This window comes from Mesorhizobium sp. C372A (assembly GCF_030323245.1).
Taxonomy (GTDB): Bacteria; Pseudomonadota; Alphaproteobacteria; order Rhizobiales; family Rhizobiaceae; genus Mesorhizobium.
Genome location: NZ_CP100475.1, coordinates 4,938,300 through 4,956,933, shown reverse-complemented (window position 1 = coordinate 4,956,933; position 18,634 = coordinate 4,938,300). Strand labels below are relative to the sequence as shown.

11 protein-coding genes are annotated in these 18,634 nt (G+C 59.1%); 9 read left to right on the top strand and 2 right to left on the bottom strand.

What is annotated here, in order from left to right; genetic code table 11:
- Positions 1 to 2: 2 nt before the first annotated feature.
- Positions 3 to 1,034 (bottom strand): zinc metalloprotease, encoded by a 1,032-nt coding sequence (locus NLY42_RS23750; protein WP_023756458.1) that lies wholly within the window; start codon positions 1,032 to 1,034, stop codon positions 3 to 5.
- A 130-nt stretch (positions 1,035 to 1,164) separates the two neighbouring features.
- Positions 1,165 to 2,640 (bottom strand): tyrosinase family protein, encoded by a 1,476-nt coding sequence (locus NLY42_RS23745; RefSeq protein WP_023754323.1) that lies wholly within the window; start codon positions 2,638 to 2,640, stop codon positions 1,165 to 1,167.
- Between the two features lie 637 nt (positions 2,641 to 3,277).
- Between NLY42_RS23745 and NLY42_RS23740 the strand changes: the two genes are divergently transcribed.
- The 9 genes from NLY42_RS23740 (at position 3,278) to NLY42_RS23700 (ending at position 17,942) form a co-directional block, all read left to right on the top strand.
- The gene (locus NLY42_RS23740; RefSeq protein ID WP_156933816.1) at positions 3,278 to 4,594 is read left to right on the top strand and encodes a hypothetical protein; all 1,317 of its coding nucleotides are present in this window, start codon (positions 3,278 to 3,280) and stop codon (positions 4,592 to 4,594) included.
- A gap of 408 nt (positions 4,595 to 5,002) precedes the next feature.
- Positions 5,003 to 6,049, top strand: a complete 1,047-nt coding sequence (locus NLY42_RS23735; protein ID WP_023754325.1) for a caspase family protein — start codon at positions 5,003 to 5,005, stop codon at positions 6,047 to 6,049.
- A gap of 49 nt (positions 6,050 to 6,098) precedes the next feature.
- Positions 6,099 to 7,649, top strand: a complete 1,551-nt coding sequence (locus NLY42_RS23730) for a hypothetical protein (protein ID WP_023754326.1) — start codon at positions 6,099 to 6,101, stop codon at positions 7,647 to 7,649.
- An 11-nt stretch (positions 7,650 to 7,660) separates the two neighbouring features.
- Positions 7,661 to 9,661: a DNA/RNA non-specific endonuclease gene (locus tag NLY42_RS23725; RefSeq protein ID WP_023754327.1), complete on the top strand. Its 2,001-nt coding sequence runs from the start codon at positions 7,661 to 7,663 to the stop codon at positions 9,659 to 9,661.
- A 256-nt stretch (positions 9,662 to 9,917) separates the two neighbouring features.
- Entirely contained in the window at positions 9,918 to 10,280 is a 363-nt protein-coding gene (locus NLY42_RS23720) for a hypothetical protein (RefSeq protein ID WP_156933815.1), read from the top strand.
- Positions 10,281 to 10,289: 9 nt separating this feature from the next.
- Positions 10,290 to 12,971, top strand: coding sequence for a caspase family protein (locus tag NLY42_RS23715; protein ID WP_023754328.1), 2,682 nt, complete (start codon positions 10,290 to 10,292; stop codon positions 12,969 to 12,971).
- Between the two features lie 871 nt (positions 12,972 to 13,842).
- Positions 13,843 to 15,096 carry a ferritin-like domain-containing protein gene (locus NLY42_RS23710; protein WP_023754329.1) on the top strand — a complete coding sequence of 418 codons (1,254 nt, stop codon included), beginning with the start codon at positions 13,843 to 13,845 and terminating at the stop codon, positions 15,094 to 15,096.
- 30 nt (positions 15,097 to 15,126) lie between these two features.
- Positions 15,127 to 16,893 (top strand): LodA/GoxA family CTQ-dependent oxidase, encoded by a 1,767-nt coding sequence (locus tag NLY42_RS23705; RefSeq protein ID WP_023754330.1) that lies wholly within the window; start codon positions 15,127 to 15,129, stop codon positions 16,891 to 16,893.
- Complete coding sequence (locus tag NLY42_RS23700; RefSeq protein WP_023754331.1) at positions 16,890 to 17,942, top strand: NAD(P)/FAD-dependent oxidoreductase; 1,053 nt, start codon at positions 16,890 to 16,892, stop codon at positions 17,940 to 17,942. The genes NLY42_RS23705 and NLY42_RS23700 overlap by 4 nt, the downstream gene beginning before the upstream one ends.
- Positions 17,943 to 18,634 lie beyond the last annotated feature (692 nt).

Here is an 18,634-nt window from a genome sequence, read left to right as displayed (position 1 = left end):
GTTTAGACCCACCCAATTCCATCGAATTCCCGGATAGGACGCTCACCTCGCTCATCACCAAGGATCGACCGCGCAAACGGAGCCGCCAAGGCGACGGCTGCGAGCGCCGGTGTATCCACTGGAGTCAAACCCATGGACTGAGACAATGACGCCCGCGGCCCGGCCAGTGTCGCATTCATACGCTTCAGCTGGCCGGCCGTGAACATGAACATGGTATCGTCGTCCACGTAATCCATGTAATTCATGAACATGTCGCCATTCGGCCCATTGTCGCAGGTGACGTGCGGAAAACTGGATATCCGGACATCCGAACCGTTCGAACCAGCCTGGTTAGGTGTGTCGTCCACATTGTCGGATGTGCTGCACCGGTCCTCATCGTCGCCCCAGATGTGCAGCAGGTTCAACCAGTGGCCGACTTCATGGACGGCGGTTCTGCCAAGATTGTATGGCGGTGCGGCGGTGCCGCTTGAACCAAATGCCTTGTTCAAAATAACAACTCCGTCAGTGGCAAGGGCCCCGCCGGGAAACTGAGCATATCCAAGGAGACCGGCGCCAAGGCTGCAGGTCCATAGGTTCAGATATGAATCACGGGACCAAGCGGCTTTGCCGAAACCGCCGAACTTGATCATGTCGTCCAGTTTCTTCGTTGCCAGCAGATCGTTGGGGTCATACGGAAAGACGGTCTTTGAAGTTCGCGTTCTGGTGACACCGGTGGTCGCATTGCCTTCTGGGTCACGCACGGCGAGCGCGAACTCAATGAGCGTATCGGCGGCAAATACGCGGAACGGAACCGGGATCTGGTCCCGATCCAGATTCTGCATGCGGAAGTCGCGATTGAGCGCAGCGATCTGACTTTCGATCTGGCTCATTTCGATATTTTCTTCGTCGGTATGGAAAAGAACGTGCACCACAACAGGAATGCGAATGACGCCGGCGCGCGTCGCGAGCCGCGCGGTCCTCGTGGTTGCCTCGATGATCCGCCGATTGTCCCGATAAACCGGGTCCGTCTCAGCCAAAAAGTAGTGATGCGGCATTACTGCACAGGTCCTTTTATGAGGTCCCGTACTTTTAGAACGTCCCGCAACTGGCTTCCGTGCCATAGTCTCTCTCCTTTCGCCGCGTTATCCGATGTCTCTTGCCGCCGGCCTCTTCTATGCGGCGGCGCTATGCGTCCTCGATCAGTAGCCGCGCGTTGATGGTGGGATTGCCTGCCCCTGAGACCGGAAAGCGCACGCCCATGCTTTCCTGGCCCGGTAGCTCAATTGCAATCGAAAGCTTTCGATCGAAAACCCGATCCTGTTCCACTCGAAAATTAATGCTTACGAGCCCGAGCTTGCGACAGGTCGCGCACTCACGTGGCGGGTTGGGTTGGAAAAATGCCCGATGCGCGACAGGCTCGCCGTCGGCAAGAAGGACCACAACAAAAGTGCCCGGGATATTCAGCCTGTCGATGTTCTTGACTGTGACCGACATTTCCGGTGAGCGCCGGATCTTAAAGGTACGCGTCGCATCGATGCTGCCGACCATATTCTCGAAAGCTACGGTGGATTCGACCATCGCCGGCTCCTCATAGGTGACGTCCGCAAAGTCAATCGTCTGGTCGGGTGTCAACAAAAATGGCTCGAGCACGTTGAGTGGTCCAGATAGCCAGTCCGTGCTGCCAGACAGCGTCGACTTGAATCCTGTAAGGGTAGTACCGCTGACATTCCGCTGCCATTTCAACCATATACGATCAAGATTACAATGGAAGAACCAGAAGATCGGGTCGTACGAGGAGACGTTTTGGTCAGCCATGGTTGGCCCAATCGACGTGTGGCCGCCATCGTGCGCTGCGATGCTTGCCTCCTGGAAGCCGTTGACGCCGAAGGCACCCCATAGCGATTGTCCCAGCGCCGAATCGATGTACTTGAAGACATCATACTTTAGTAGATTTGCGTCTATGGTCGCCTGGTCATACCGCTGAGTCTTGTAGCCCGAACCGTAAGGGTTTCGAAGTTCGACGGGGACGACGTAGCTGTCGAACGGAGGTTTTTTCAGTAGATTTGGTATCGGGGTTCGAATGTCCCAGTAAGGTAGTGTTACATCTTGGCAACCTGGGACTGCACGCAATGCATCTTCAAGAACTTTTAGATATACGCGGTGCCACGGATTGTATTTATTCTCGTGATGCAGGCAATAGCTTTGAGGCAACCCGTGAATGGACGAAATTGCATAGAAGCTGTACGGGTCTGACGGATCCTTCGCAACTATCGAACTGAAAGCGGTTTTGAGCGCAGCTATCTCCGCTTTATTGAGGTCCGCAACATTTCTCCGGATGCGACCCGCGGCCGCGGTTCTCAGTTGAGCGGGCCGCCCTGACGCAACCGCAACGCCGACTGGGTAGCCCGCGAGTATCCAATTCCTAAAGGTCTCCGAGCGTGCTGGACTCCATTTGCGGTCCGGCTCGGGAGGCATATCGGCATTTGGCGGTGACGTATGCGTAAAGATGGCAAGCGCGTGCTTCTTGACACCTGCATAAGTGCTTAGGTCATAGCCCTTTGGTGCCATATGCTCGATGTCGACAGGCTCGAAGAAATGCCGAATATCTGCCATATAGGTAGGCTGTTTCACCGGCAGTTCTTCAAGTGGCACCTTTTTCATGACTATCTCCCTTCGGGGTCAGGCTTGCTACGTCACGAATGAAGAGCTCACGGTCGCTGCGGGAACTCTGTATCCAAAATGCGTAAAGACTCGGGTGGCGAGCTAGCAACTCAGTCAGCACATCGCACTCGTACGACGGAACGTCGCATTTTCCGCATGCCGGTGGATGCCGTCCATCACTGCATTAACCTGCGTTCACACCAGTGCATATCCGCACCGCCCGCGACGAGTCTCGAATTATTGAGAGAGATTCTTGGCGGCTCATTTGTCGGAGAACGGAGTCCATTGGAACCGCGCCGCAGCGTAGTCGGCTGCGGTCGTCCGCAAAGATGCGAAATCCAATACTACTTTGATATAGTGTTGCACAAGACAAAAGTGGCCGCAATTGAAAATGATCGTCGTCGCTGACACTGATCATGGATCGGAGGCGTCAAAGAACATGCCAGTTGACGCCGGGAGGGTTGCGCCGTTTTAGTTTGCAGGGCGTTTTCGCCGTTCGTGCTCTAGCTCAAGGAAGTAGCTCAGTGGTCGCTAGAGCTCTTCGAGCCGTACCAGTTGAGATGTACTGGTATGACTCTGCACAAGCTGCCATATTGTCGAACCCGAATGTTGATCGACAAAAATCATGGGGCCAGAGATGAAATCAGTAGCGCTTGCCTTCACCATTGCAGTTATGGCGTGTGCGTCCGTTCGGGCGGAAACGTGTCAAAACTTCTCCGCAAGCACTATGAAGGTGAGCGGAGTCGTTCCCGCCGAATGGAGAACAGACTATCCGAAGGAGTATCCCAACCCGCGTGACAAGCAACCTTGGGAGTTCTTCGACTTTGCTACCCAACCCGTCGAGTATATGAATGCCGTTCTGATAGATGCAAGAACGTCGTTCCATATTTCGGGTCGGAAGCTGGTCGGCACCGGACAAGAATCCTGGTGGATTTCCGAATGGCTCGACTACGGGACGTCAGGGCGGGAGCCGCTTATGGGACTCACGAAAGAGCGGGGCCCTGACCCCGGCGATCTTTCTGAGACAAATGCAGATGGATACCAGGTCTGGGCTGTAGGCTTCTACAATCGGCCGGGAGCTGCCGTCCTCGGGGATGTCTTCGCTGAACCCTGCAATCCCTCTCTGCCGGTCGCTCTAAAGTTTCCAGCAGACACAGTTTCCATCAAATTCTTGTTCGCCGACGCCTCCACTGATGAGGTCACCTACCTAAAAGACGCTCCGGAATTTGATGCATTAATTGATGTTCCTGGGTCAGGAGTCATATCTCGCCCGGTTGATCAACGATCAAGTCGCGCGTTGCGGCTGCTTCAGGTGGACATCTCGGTTAAGGATACAAGGGCGAGGGACACCAGTTGGGTGTTTGGCACCTACGTCTGGAGAGGGCCGCCCAAAGGTGACAAGCTGTTCGACAATCTCGTTCCGGTTTCCTTACAATGGGGCAATGATCCCAAGGTCTACGATACGTCGGTGCAGGAAAGTTGGATCAATTCCGACCTCTACAAAGTGACTTACGGTTGGGACAAGAGACTCACGATGGGGTTTATGGGCCGTGCCAACGGGCCAGCCGACAATATCCGTTCTTCCTGTCTTTCGTGCCACGCGTCAGCCCGAACACCTCGTGCTTCAATTGGCATTCTCGACAACAGATTCAACATGGCAGACGTGACCGTTCCCGCAAAGGTCAAGGCGCACATCGACACCTGGTTCCAAAATATCAAGGGAGGGCAGCTTTTTCAGCCCTTCGAGCCGGCAGTTTCGGCGCTCGACTATTCACTCCAACTGGAGGCGGCGGTGTTTCGTATGTGCGTTGCATGCCAAGCCGGGGATCTACTCGGCACGACACCCAATGTCTGTCGCGCCAGCGGATTCTACAATCGGCCGATGTGTAGCGTGCCGATCGAAGACGGTGCGCGAAAGCTGTCCTTGGAAACGATGCCGCCGTCCCGACAGTAACAGAATCGACCCCGCGGGGAGGCGGATGCCGACCCTTGAGTGGCCTCAAAGCAAAGAGCTGTACCGCAAGACCGGAGTTCAAACGTCGCGAAGGGGTTCAACTATCTCGTGAGCAGTCCGTCTTCCACCCTTGACCGACAGCCCTGTGAGACGTGTCCGCCTCTTTCGTAACACTTGTTTCAGATTGGAGAATCGAAGCAACTAGACATCGAGAATCCAAGTTTATCTGGATTCATTTCACCCCCGAGAGTAAGATGGAAAGCGGAAAAAGCTGAAGCAAACTTAACAACGCCCTCTAGCACAACTACAGAAGGAGGGTTATCATGTCGACAGCATTGCTGTAGCCAGTCTACGCATAGTCACGAAGTTTCCTACTTTCCAGTTTGAACGGCTTGAGTAGAGGACCGCATGCCGCTCGTCCAGCTGCCAGCGACCCCACCACCGCACATCAATCCCGATGATCATGCGCTCGTCGTCGGTATCAACGACTATGTGGCCGGGATAAACACGTTGCAGGGCGCGATCAATGACTGCAATCTGTTCTGCCGCTGGTTGGTCGACCCGACGATGGGCGGGCTTAACCCCGCGAACGTCAGCTTGGTCGTTTCGGCTGGCCATCAGCCGCCGGCCGAACCAGTGCGAAACCAGATCGAGGACATTCTTGTCACCTATTTCGATCGCGCCAACGCCGGCTGGGCGGGGGGCCGGCGGCTCTATCTGTTTCTCGCCGGGCACGGTCTGTCGCGGCCGCCGCCGAACCACCGCGACTGCGCTCTGGTGATGGCAGATGCTCGCCCAAACCTGCTCCGCGGGCTCCTCGGCGGGGTCGCGGCGGATAGCATGCGGCTGACCGGGCTGTTCAAGGAGGTCATGCTCGTGATGGACACCTGTGCTGAGGTGTCCGGCCCCGCTGAGCTGCTGTGCAACCTGCCCTTCTACGGCGACGTTACGCTGACGCCGCGCCGGCCGTTCCTGCACATTCATGCCGCCCTTTGGAACGCGACAGCCGCTGAGAAGCTGTTGCCCGACCCGCTTGACCCGGGGGCGGCTGAGAGCTGGCAGGGAGTGCTGACCAACGCGCTGCTGCGCGGGCTGACGACGGCATCTGACGAAGCCGGACGGATTACCTCGAGCTCGCTGAAGCGCTTCATCGAGGCGGCGGCGGCCGGTGGGCCGCGCATCGACTTCGACGACGGTGATCCCGGCGCGCCGACGCCGATGGTGTTCGGGACGCCTCGGGGGGTGCCGGTCAATGTCACGTTGCGCAACGGTGCGGCGCGCTTTCAAGTGCGCGATGGCAAGGACTTCGGTGTCGTCAAGCCAGCACAACCCGCGCCGGCGACGGTGATGCTGAAGCCGGGGCTGTGGCTGTTCGACGGGATCGATGCGGCGGGGCTCATTACCGCGTCGCAAGCAGTGCCGGTGCGCGAGGGAGGAATCAATGTTGCCATCTGATGCTTCGCCAACGCAGTTGCCATCTGACGCTTCGCCAACGGAGAAGCGGGTGACCCTTAAAGTACAGGGCGCTGGGCCATTCACTGAAATCCGACTCCTTGACGCGCGGTTCGAGCCGGTGGCGCTGACCTCAAATACCGGCAGCATCACCGTGGATGTTGCGCCCGGGCTCTATGAAGTCGGTTTTAGGGAGGGCGACGGCTGGGAGCGCCAGCACGTAGTCGCCGCCCCCGAAGCTGACGAGGTAACGGTGGTGCAGGTTGCGCGGTCACTCAGCCGGGAAGCGACGCTCGAGATGATGCCCGCAACGTTGCCCCAACCGCTCGACGACGCCACGGTGGTGGTGTCGTTCACCGGGACGACCCATGGGTTGGCCGACATCGCAACGACACCAAAAATTACCGCGACGCTGACCGGAGCAGACCATGACACGCCGATCGTCCCCAACCTGGTACCCGGGGATTGGCGCAACTGGCGTTTCGCAGTGGCGCCAGGGCACTGGCGGCTGCGACTCAGCGACCCCGGCGAGCGCCAACCGTTCGAGCTGCCGCTGACGGTCTGCCCTGGTTATCGGATCGAGATCGTTGCGCCGTTGTGCTCTACCGGGGAGATGAGCATCGACCTTGAGCGGTTGCGGGTGCGGCTGCTGCCCCCCGACAAGCCCGGAGCGATGAACGAGACGCTCATCGCTTTCGAGGAGGCGGCGCTGACGGCGTTGGGCTCGGGGCGGGCGCTTTATGGGCCAGATATCGAGCAGCTGATCGACCATCTGGCCGACGACAAGGTCCTGAACCCGATGCTCGGAATCTTCGCCGCTCATCTGTGCGATAGAGGGCAAGACGACGATCTGCCGTTCCAGAGGCGGCTTCTGGACAAGCTCGCCGAGTTGACAGGCGGCGAGGCGGTGAGGCATCCGGACGTTGCGGCGCTCCGGCTGCGCTTGCGGATGCGAAACGGCCAGCCGATCGAAGATGAACCTGCGGTGCCGTTCCCTCCGCTCCTCGCGGCGAGTTGGGTCGCGCTGCTCGATGCTGCCCGAGTACGGCCTGAACTGATCCCGGCGGGGTCGCTCAGCGAGCGTATAGCCTCCCGACTTTGGTCGTCGAGCCTGTGGATGGCGTGGACCGCCGCGCCACTCGAAATGGCGGCACCAGTGCAGCCGCGTTCGGAGCGGCGCGCACCGGCGAACACGCCGCCGCCAGCTGAAGTGAAGGTGGCGGAAGAGTTCACGACGGTGAGTGAAATGATTACGGCTGGGCTGTCACACCCCGAGCTGCGCGGGTGGTTCCGAGGTGCGAGGAGTTCGTCGGGGGACGGATTCGAGGGATTGGAGTGGGAGGATGAACTGCACATCACCCCGGCCGAGGCAGCCGTGGCAAGGTTGCTCTATCCGGTCGCGGCCAACGAGGAGCAGCAGCATCGCTTTGCCAGCGTTGCGACTTGGATGAAGACGCAGGAGAGCAAAAGGCGGTCGAGCGCCGTCGACCTTATGACGATGTGCAGCGCGTTGGGCTTGCCGCCGACGACGGTTGAGCGGGCGGTGGGCAGCTTGGCACGCAAGCTGGAAGCCCAGGCGTTGGACTTCAACATCAAGCTTTGAGGCATCGTGGCATGGCCCGTCCAGAACTGATCATCCCCTATGATCCCGGCTTCCTTGGAGATGGCTTCCACGTGCCGATGCCAACCCTGAGCGATGGGGCGCGAGCAAGAGCTGTCGGGAGCGGGCAGGTCTTCGACTATACCCACTATTCGCTGGTGATGGATCGCGACCGGCGCACCGCAATGCTGACCGCCAACAACATCGACGCGGCGCACAAGGTGCAGATCGGCGGCGGTTTGACGTGGATGATGGACGAACGGTTGGGCGAGGATCAGCTGGGCCGGGAGACCTACGATCACAACCAGATCGACAAGGGCCATCTGGTGCGCCGCGAGGACGTATTGTGGGGGACGGTGGCGGAAGCGCGAGCGGCCAACAAAGCAACCTATTTCTACAGCAACGCGAGTCCACAGCACAAAAACTTCAATCAGGATGAGTGGAAGGCAATCGAGGATTGGGTGCTCGAACGAGCGACAGACTTGTCGTACCGACTCTGCGTATTCACTGGGCCGGTCTTCACAGACAGCGACCCGACCCTGGCCGAGTTGCCGCCGGAGTTGCGATCAGTGTCGCGCGCGGCTCAACTGCCGGCAGCGTTCTGGAAGGTCATCGTGCTGCGCGATGCCGAGGCGGGCGGTGACGATCTTTCGGCGATCACCTTTGCGATCAAGCAGAGCGAGGCGTGGAACGACCTGCACGGACGGCGGCTGCTCGATCTCAAGGTCCATCAGGTGACGATGGCAGCAATCGAAACGTGGACCGGTCTTGATTTCGGGGTGCTGAAAGAGGTCGACGAACTTGCCGCTGATCAGGTGCGGACGCGGAGCGTCACGGACGGGGACGTGTGGCCGACGGTCGAGGTGGCAAGCGACATCAAATGGTCGGGCAATGAGCGGCGTGCGCGCGGGTTGAGGGCGGCGCGCCAGGCGAGCAGGACACGTAGCACCCCCGCGGAACCCTCTCAACCGAGGTGCTGCGGCCGCAAGGCATTTGATGCTGAGGGGGCGATCGCGGCGCTAAGCGCTGACATGGCGCGGCTCGTGGACAGCGCTGCGTGGCAAGCGGACCGAGCGGCGGCACGCGCACCACGCAAGGTCGGTGGACCCCGCAGCGTGGTTGCTGACGACGATGCTGCGGCGGACCCGCATGTTGCAGCGATGGTCGACGCAGCGCCGCCCGCGTTGCGCGACCAAGTCCGCGCCTTTTCCCGCAGCGTCACCGAACAGGGCCAGGTGGCCCGCGGCGAGCGTCTGCCGGCGAGTGCGCGCGAGAATTCTCGTGTCATTGGCGGCGGGCTGGTACCGCCCGGTGCCTTTCTTCATTGTGTCTGTATCGGTACGCCGAACTGGGGCTGCACCGGGGTACTCGTCGCGCCGCAGGTGGTGCTGACTGCGGCGCACTGCGGCGCCGAGATCAGCCGGATAATGGTGGGGGGAACGATGGTGCTTCCTCAACTCAGCGCCGACGCGCGGGTCGTGTCCGTCCGGCGGGCCGTCGTGCATCCGAACTACAGCGCGCATCCGCGCAACGAGAACGACATTACGGTGGTGATCCTTGACGCACCGGCCTTGGTGCCGCCAGCGCCATTTGCGACCCCTGCCGAAATCGGCGCGGCAGCGGCGTTCGAGATCGTTGGGTTCGGCTACAATGATCCGATGCGGCCGCTCGGGCTTGGCACCAAGCGCCGGGTGACGATCGATCTACCAGCGATAATGGCGCGAACACCGGGCCAGGCGCTTGGGGAATTGCCGGCGATGCTGGGTTTCAACCCCGATTACGAATTTGTCGCCGGGCGCAAGATGCTCGGCAAGGACAGCTGCAATGGCGATAGCGGCGGGCCGGCCTATGTCTCGGTGGGCGGGGTATTCAAGCTCGCTGGGCTGACCAGCCGGGCGACCCGTGCGGCAACGATGAATTGTGGCGATGGCGGCATCTATGTGCGGCCCGACCGATTCCGGGATTGGATCAATTCGACAGTGACCGCAGCTGGCCTCTTGCCGCTCGTGAACTAGACGGGACAGGCGCTTTTCGGGCGACGCGATCGAAATATTGGCCGCTTAGTCACCCAGACGTTGCGCAACTGGATTCCACTGGCACCGACAGTACCATTGATTCTTTCAATTCCTGGTTCGGCATTCTTTATTTCCTCCCAGATGTTGGCACGGGAGGACAGAGGAACCGGCAAACCCCCTCGCGCGGCTTGATGTTTGCATGTTAATAGTTATCCGTTGTGCTGTCGTTTTCCGACAAAACCATCGGGGGTAAATCATGGAAGTCCCAAAAGACTTTTTTACTATCCAAAGCATGTTGACGCTCAGTGGGGCAACGGGTGCTACGTTCGTAGTATCGAATGCCCTTCAGTCAGCGCTGAATTTCAGCCCAAAATGGCTGGCATTGGCCATTGCAGAAGTCGTCGTGCTCGCCGGTGTTTACTTGACCGGCAATCCATCGCCAGTTGAGTATTTCATCGGACTTATCAATGGCTGTCTTGTCTACACTTCGGCGGCCGGTGCAACGAGCGTTCTCGGAGGCGGTGCAGGCCCACAAGGTGCAATCGCACGTGGTGGTACACGGGGGGCGGCGCCTGATCAGGTTGCTCCCCAACGGAGCTTCCTGAGTTCCTGGTTCTAATCCAGCACGATGTCCAGCCGGTCCGCCACGGCTTCGAGCTTTTCGGGCAGCCAATATGCGGTCGTTGTTGGGGCGAACGGGGTCAAACACGACTGGCTGCCGGCTCTTCTGTCGCCTTCTCGCGACGCTGAGACCATCGCGCTGGCCCTATCGGACGGGGCCGGCTGCGCGATTCCATCTGAACAGGTTGAGCTGCTTGCGGGCCCAGCCGCCGTTCGAGATGCGGTCATTAAGTCTCTGCGCTCGATTGTCGCCGGACTGCCGGAGGGAGCCAACCTATTCTTCTACTTTGCTGGTCACGGGCTCGACGATGGAGACGACTTCTATCTTCTGACGTCGGATGCAGAGAAAGACCAGCTGGCGGAGACGGCACTGAGCGGAAGAGACCTGCAAGCCATATTGGGCGGTTCTAGAGCCGACGGTATCTTTTTCGTGGTAGACTGTTGCGAGGGCGGCTCGGCTGCCGATCGAGCCCCGGCCGTCTTTCGGAATCTTCCTAGGGGAGGTTACCGAGTGCTTTTGGCCTCAACGCGGCCGGGCCAGCGCTCTTGGGAGAGGGCTGACGGTCGCGGGACACATTTCTCGTCTGCGCTCGTCAAGATATTGAAGGGTGAAATCGTAGCGGGAGATGGAACGGGCGCAATCTATTTTGCGGATCTGGTAAAAGCTCTCGACAGCGCCGTCGCCGAAAGCACCGCCCTGCAGCCAGGTATTCGAGAGACCCAGGAGATGACTTGGGTCACCGCTTCGACAAAAGATCCGCTGCTCTTTGTCCATCGTCGCCTGTCGCTGCAAGCCATTGAGTTTCGAACGGCAAGGTTCTCTCCCGAATACGTCAGGCGCCGTATCAGGCAGACCATAATCGCCTTGGGCGCGGCGTTGGCGTTCGCGGTCATCGCCGCATATGGCGTCCTGGATGCGACTCAGTTTGCTGCTGTCGATGGCAACGCGATTGTCGTGCGGAAAGGTCACCCTCGGCTAAACTTGCCGGGGTACCCGCAAATCGTATGGGTTGCCGACTATGGACCTGAGCGGCTGACAGCGGAGGCTGCGGCCAGCCTGCCGATCGTGGGTGGGTTGGGTGAGAAGCTGGCCACTCGGTTGGAAGGATCGGCCCGTCGGGACTACGTCGCTGCGGCGCGAGCCGACGAAGGCAATAGCGGTGAGGCCCGCAGCATCACATTGACCATCCTAGACGATCCAGCGGCGTCGTCGGAACAAAGGCTCAATGCTTCGCTGGTATTCGCTACTGTTGCTACACGGGACGATTGGGAGCGGCTCAGGAAACTACTGGGCCATGAACGTGTGGAAGTGCGAAGAGCTGCCTATTCGGCGCTGTTGAGGCTTGGTGGCAGCTTCGAGGAAGTGACCACAGCGGCAGGAAATGTGGCACTTGATGCGAGTGACCACTCCGACGTGATTAACGGTCTGAACGGGATCTGCACGCCAACATTTGGCAGCTACCTGCAGGCTAGATTTTCGTCGGAGAGCAATCTCCCGACAAACGCGGATATCATCAATGCTGCGCTTCGTCTGGGGTGCGTGCTGCCTATCGACGCGCAAGTCCGAGGAGTGCTGAGGCCAGGATTCGTAGGTGACGAAGATATCGCAAACTATGCAACCCTGACGTCAGTTTCGGACCCACTCGGCAGGGAATTGGCCTGGCGTCTTAAGAATCCGGGAGAGACTCCGTGGACCGCAGCCTCGATCCTTGGAACTCTGGCACGGCTCCCCAAGGCTCCCTGTCCGCTCGGGCTGGTATCCCCATCAGCCATGGCATTCCCTTTGGCCGGTCTCATGTTGAGAGCGTCAGCGGTCAGACATTGCCCTGGTGTAGCGTGGAAAGTTGTGTGGGACGCCTCCATCCGAAGATTCGTCGTCAGCACATCGCAATCCACGCAATCCACTCCGACGCTTGAAGATCTCCACCTTGATCCAACGGATGTCAGCGGACAGCTCGGTATCCGCTTCCTCCTGGAGACGGGAGCAGTCACCGACGGAGCGAATGCTCGCCAGGCCTTCTCGGAGCTTATGGTCCCGGGACGATCCGACGACTTCGTCCGTGCGGCCTTGGTTCGAAAAGCGACCGCACTTAGACTAGAGATCGAAATGCCGCCGGATATCTTGGATAGCAATAGTATCGAGGTTCGAAGGGCAGTATCCGAATATCAGCGCTCCAGAGCGGGCGAAGATTTTGCATCCGAAATCATAAAGCGCATCGGCGGCCGGGATGAATTTTACGTCGAGCTCGCGGGGCGATCGGCGCTGCATCCCGATGACCTCGCGCGGATGGAAGCCTTTATTGTGCTCGGCACCGCGGAACGCCGCCAAGCGGCGTGTGTCCTTGCCATGCGCGCGCCCGCTTCGCAGGTTATCGCACTTATGAGCTCGCCTGACGCTGTTGTCAGAGCCGAGGCAACGAGCTGCGCGCCTTACAATCAAGAGGCAAGCAGCATCGCTGAGAAGTTGCCCGGCATGGCGGAGGGTTTCCGCCTAGCCGGCCGCCCCTACTTTTTGCGGCAGCTGGCGATCCGCAAGAGCCTTGAGCAGTCGCTTGATGAGACTCCAGTCGAACTCCGCAGTTGGCGAATGTCCATAGCTGACCACCAGCCCGACAGCTTGCTATCGCAGGGTCTGCGTTTTTGGATCCGCGAACAACGTTACGCAAACGCACTCAACAGTGGGGGTTGATCCACCGTTCGGCCTTTTCGTTGGCGAGGGTTTCCGCCTGGCCAGCCTGTGGCATCCGACCTCTGCGGGCCGTCAAGGTATTTCCGTCAGGGGTTAGAACAGCTGTAGCCCGGGGGCTGACATTTACAAGTAACCGTCTGATTGCCCGGACAACTCGCCTCAAAAGGTATTCCGTCACATATGCATGTTGCTGAGTTAATTTTTGTAAAAGGCAATCGACGGTTTGGTTTGAGCGCAAGTGCATCTTGCCAAACGGTTGCCGCCGCAAGAACAATTGGCGGGTTATTATGAGCGCTTTTTGAGGTTGGTGCCGCTTCAATCAGCCCGATTGTCGCCGCTACAAAAGCAAAGGAGACCAAGATAGTTCGCATCATCCACTCCTCCTCCAATTAACTCGCCCATGATACATGGTCTTATGAGCGTTTGAAAGACGTCGCCTTGGCCGCCTAGGAAACTTTTTGCCGGATCCAAGAGCCCTGGTCGGCAAAATCCGCATTGCGCACCCGGCGTACAGAGTTTCGTGTGAGGTGGATTACTGGCGGACTACGCGGCCCAGTTCACAAATCGTAGCGGGCGCGTCGATGACTGCGCGATGTTGTCCGGGCGGCAGAGCAACTGCGGTTGCCGGGGGTACGTGTCTTCGGTTGCGGAAAGAATAGATGGGTCCACCAAGTGTTGATTGCTATGGACGGGTTTGTGTCGTAAATATTTTCTTAAGGGGGAAAGTATGAGGCGTGAACAGTCGCGGCGACTTCGCGTGCGTTGGGGTGGCGATGGCTCACGCTCCCATACGCTTCCCTTGGACACATTGATTCAATCCAGATCTTCCCGGGACGAAAAACTATCGACAAACAGGGATCTCGAACTGGCAATGTCGCCAGTCCTCGCGACCTCGGCGATCGGTCGCGCAGTTATTGCCTATGACTTGCCGAAGGTGCCTGGTGCGCAGAACGCCTTGCAAGAAGCTGGCGCTTTGCTCGACATGGCTGCCGAGATCGAGCACTCGCTGATGGTACAGTACTTGTACGCCGGTTTTGCTGCGGTTCAATCTGCTGCCGGCCAACAACCCAATAAGCTGCTGCGGGACATAGCGGTCGAGGAAATGGGCCACCTTCTGACGGTGACCAACATCCGGCTGCTGCTTGGCCTGGAGCCTTACCTTCGGCGCCAGGACGAGAGTCCCCAGGAAGGTTTCGATCCCTATCCCTTCGCGCTCGAGCCGCTTTCCGCCGCCTCCTTGGCAAAATATGTAGCCGCGGAGTCGCCGAGCGAGAATGTCGAGCTCGAACCAGGCGACAAGAAAGCCTTCGACGATGTGCTGACGAGGCTGAAACAGAAATCCGGCACGCTCATCCACCGGGTCGGCCTGGTCTACATGCGGCTGTTCTACCTGTTCCAGGAGGATGACAACTCCGACCAGGAGTGGCGGGAAGCGTCGATTGCCGCGGCTTGGGGCGAGAAGTGGCATATCGCCGATGCCGATCTGGTCGGTGGAGACGCGCGCCAATCTGATTACATCGAATGGGAGGAAGAGGAGAACTTTCTCGGCTTGAAAGTGGTGGGGAAAAAGTCCGTCCGCGAAGCGATCGCCAAGGTCGCCGGGCAGGGAGAAGGCGGGGAGCAGCCCGCTGTTGGCGAGCCTAGCCATTTTCTCAGATTTCTCCGCCTCTTTGCCGCCGTTGAAAGCGAGGTGCTGTCGCGGCCTGTTCCAACCATGGGTGCCGACGATATCACAGCAGAACCTGCGGTCACGCTGACGCGGTTGTTCGACCTCAGATACGAGATGCTCCTGGTCGTTCTCCAACGGTTTTTCCTTGCCAGTGGCGCGACGCGCAAAGTGCTCCGGGTCTGGTGCGAGGACGAGATGCGGCTTGTCTTGGCCGGACTCTACCGACTGATTGTCAAGCATCCTCGGGAAGCGGGCATGGATCCGGCGGCGGCGCCGGCAGCGCCTTACTTCAACATGCCTTCATCGCCAGTTCCGATCGATGACGCGTCACTTCTGCAGCGCTATGCAACCGCCAAGCATTTGTCGGCGGCCATGATCGACCTAGCGGTTTCGATGGGTGTCGACAAATCGGATCAGGCCTTCAAGCGCATTGCGGCACAGGACGCCGCGCTCTGATGGATCAAACAAGCGACGAGGGGTTGGGGCATGGCTATCACGTTTTACAGAATTCACCCAGCAATCGGCATCGCGCGGGTGGGAAACGCTGATCGCAGCAAGGAGGGCTTCTTTTTCATAGGGCCTGAAGTTCCGGGCATCCCAGCGAACTACGACCCGGCTTCGAACGCGTTCGGTCCGTTCAAAGTCGATGGGCTGGTTCGTCCCCAGGCCGTGCGCTTCCGCATTTTCAAGTTCGAGCTTGCCGACGACGGGCAGGAGAGCGTGGTAGGAGAGGTCAATCTCGGCGAAGGCGGCGTCTCGGCAATCGAATGGACCGTTCACGTCGCAAACCGCAAGGCGAGCTTCGTCAACTTTGACGGTCAGAAAGGCGCAAACGTCGATCCCTTGTTTTCCGATTATGCCCAGGGCGAGGTCCGCAACGGAACAGTCGGGGGCGCCAAAAAACGGCGCGCCCAGCTCGACCTCGACCCGGGCCCGAAGTCCATTGCGGGCGGTAGCAACGTTGCAGTGGAGCTAGACGGCTCCGACGGTCCTTTCGCGCGCCTGAAAAGCATCAAGACCCTCGGCCAGTTGCGGTCGGACGCACAGGGCCGGCTGATCTTTATCGGTGGTATGGGCTTTGCCGAACCAGACAAGGCAGGGACGCCGATCGTCCACTACGCGAACAATCCTCATTGGTACGACGACGTGTCCGATGGCCCGGTATCGGCCCGTCTCACCGTCGACGGAGCGGCCGTTGGTGCTGAGGCCGCCTGGGTGATGACTGCCCCGCCGGACTTCGCGCCCGCGCTGCGCAGCTATCGGAGCATGTACGACACGTTGGCCGACGTAGTGGCGCGCAACGATGAAGCGGGCACGCCCTTCGAGCGCTTGGCGCCCGACATGGAACGACTTCGCCGAATCTGGAAAGGTGCCGGCGCGCCTGAGAAGCCGTCATTCAACCGTGACATATTCCCGATCCTGCATAGCATGACGCGCGTGTGGAGAGTCTACTCCGATGAGAAAGATATCAATCCACCGAAGAACTACCACCGCAGTTTCGACGACATGGCGATCTTGGGATCGGAAGCCGACTTTGATCTGGCGGCGGCACAGGACGTCTTCGACCGAATTAGAGTACCCGGGTCGACAGCAATCTCGAACAAGGCCTTGATGCCGCATACATTGGGCGACGAGCCATACATGGGACAAGCTGGTCTCCCCTACCATTTCGTCAGCGAAGTCCAATACCAGATGCTCAAAACGTGGTCAGGGGGAAACGCCGATTTGGACTGGACTGGGTCCCCGCCGGGGGTCAACCCGCAAGACATAACGCCATACGGTCTGGACGAGGCCTCCTTGTCTAACGCCGTCGGCGGTGCATTCTACCCTGGCATCGAAATGGGGTGGCTGTCGACCAAGCCAGGGGTCTACAAAGCGCCACTGCGTTTCGAATTGGGCAAGCAGGTGGGGCGCTTCGCGGTCCCAGGCTCTAAAGACTCGTCGCGAGATGTGTTTGTCGAAGCCGGCGCGTTCAGCCAGCAGATGGCGCAACCATGGCATGCCGACTTTCGCGAATGTAAAAGAGAGCCGGACCAGAACCGTCCTGGTTTTCTTGCGTGGTGGCCTGTTCAGCGGCCCGACCATGTATTTGCCAGAGGCACCGACCAATACGTGAACTGGATACGCAAGAACACTGCGACAGACATGCTTGAACCTGAGGAGTTGGTCGAGCAGTGGTTCACTCGTGGCTTCGTCATCGACATTGACGATGACCTTTTCGAAGTCGAAGGGCCCGACGTTCCATCCGCATGAGCGACCGAGTCTGGGATGTCGCGATTGTCGGCGCGGGGCCTTGTGGTTCTGCGCTGGCGTTGTTGCTCGCGCGTTCCGGCTTAAGCGTTCTCCTGGTCGATAAAGGTCCGTTCAGGCGGCCTCACGCTGGTGAGATGGCTGGGCCTCGATGCCGGCCACTTCTAGCGAAGCTCGGCCTGGAACGCCTGTCTGGTCCACCCTTTGCAACTGTCGTGCCTTCCATTCAATCAGTTTGGGGGGACGAGGAAATCCGCGAACACAACTTCATCGTCTCGCCAGACGGACCTGGTTTGCAACTCGACCGCGAGGCATTCGATTCGGCAATCGCGGCCACCGCCGCGGCGGCGGGTGCCACCGTATTGCGCGGCACCGCCGCGAAGCTGGTCCGCGCTGACGATGGTGGGCACCGCGTGGTACTGGGGGAGGGCCGTGTCGAACGGGCCGATTATGTGGCGATCTGCGACGGCCGTTACTCCACCGGCGCCGGCAAGGGCGTCCAGCGCCTCTTCTTGAACGATCACGTCGCCATCGTGGCGACAGTTCCTTATTCGCTAAGAACACGCTCCATGCTGGTGGAGACAGTGCCGCAAGGTTGGGTGTACGCGTTAAGCCAGCCCGACGGCAACGGGGTTATCATCCTGACCACCCGACGACAGATGGCGATTGGAGCAGGGCATCGTCTTCAGCTGTGGCAGTCCGCCGTCCACTCATCCCGGCTCCTCCGCCACCGCCTTGACCATTCGCAGCCGCCAAAACTTCGAGTTTACAACTCACCCGCGAGCGCGGCAAAGCGCATCGGCGGTCCCGACTGGTGCCTCCTCGGCGACGCACGCTTCTCCCTCGACCCGTTGTCAGGGGATGGCGTTTTCCATGCCCTGGACGATGCGGTCACCGCTGCCGAAGAAGTCATGGCCAGTGGGCGCGATCGGCTGGCCGAGCTGATGCGACAGAGATCGAAGGCGGATTTGAAGATCCACACCGATGCGACCATTGCCTGCTACGGCAGCGAGACCCGCTTCGCCGAACACCGCTTTTGGTCGGGAGAATAAAGAAAGAAACGATCATAAATGTTGGTCGCGGAACCATACTGAACGATACGAGAAAATTTTTGATTTTGCCCGTGAAAAAGTCAACAAAATCAACGATACACATTCCAGCCCTAACAAAACGACTGCTTAAGTGCCTGATTTTTTTGAGTTTTGAGATGGTCCCGCGACCTAGACTGGGCCCCCTTGGTTCTGACCAAGCCCTGATTGGCCGCACGCCCGCGACACTCGGCTGAAGCCTGGGTATTTTCCGGTCCCTGAATTGGCCAATCCAATCAGCCAGTTGGACCTGGCTGCTGAGAATGTGAATCAGGCGGTCCTCAACAACTGATTCAAGTGCAGTGTGTGAAGAGAGGAGCGCTTAGAATCTGTCCTGAGAAGGCCACGAGTGATCCTCGAAGTCCAGGCAATATGACTGTTTTGCGCTCATTGCGTACGATTTAAGAATGAGCCCGAGGCTTCTCGATTCCGGCGTTCGCGATACTGCCGATTTCAAAATGCGCCCCGACCGGATAAACGAACTGGAAGCCTGCCACATCTCAAGAATTGGAAGGCATTTCGCCCTGGACAAGCAAACGAGGGCGGAAACCTATCGTCGTGGCCGCCTGGTAAGCATAAAAAGTCAACGCGGTCGGTACTCCTTGCGCACTCCTTAAGATTCGTGAATATGGCTTCTGGGGTTGTGTAGGGGATTA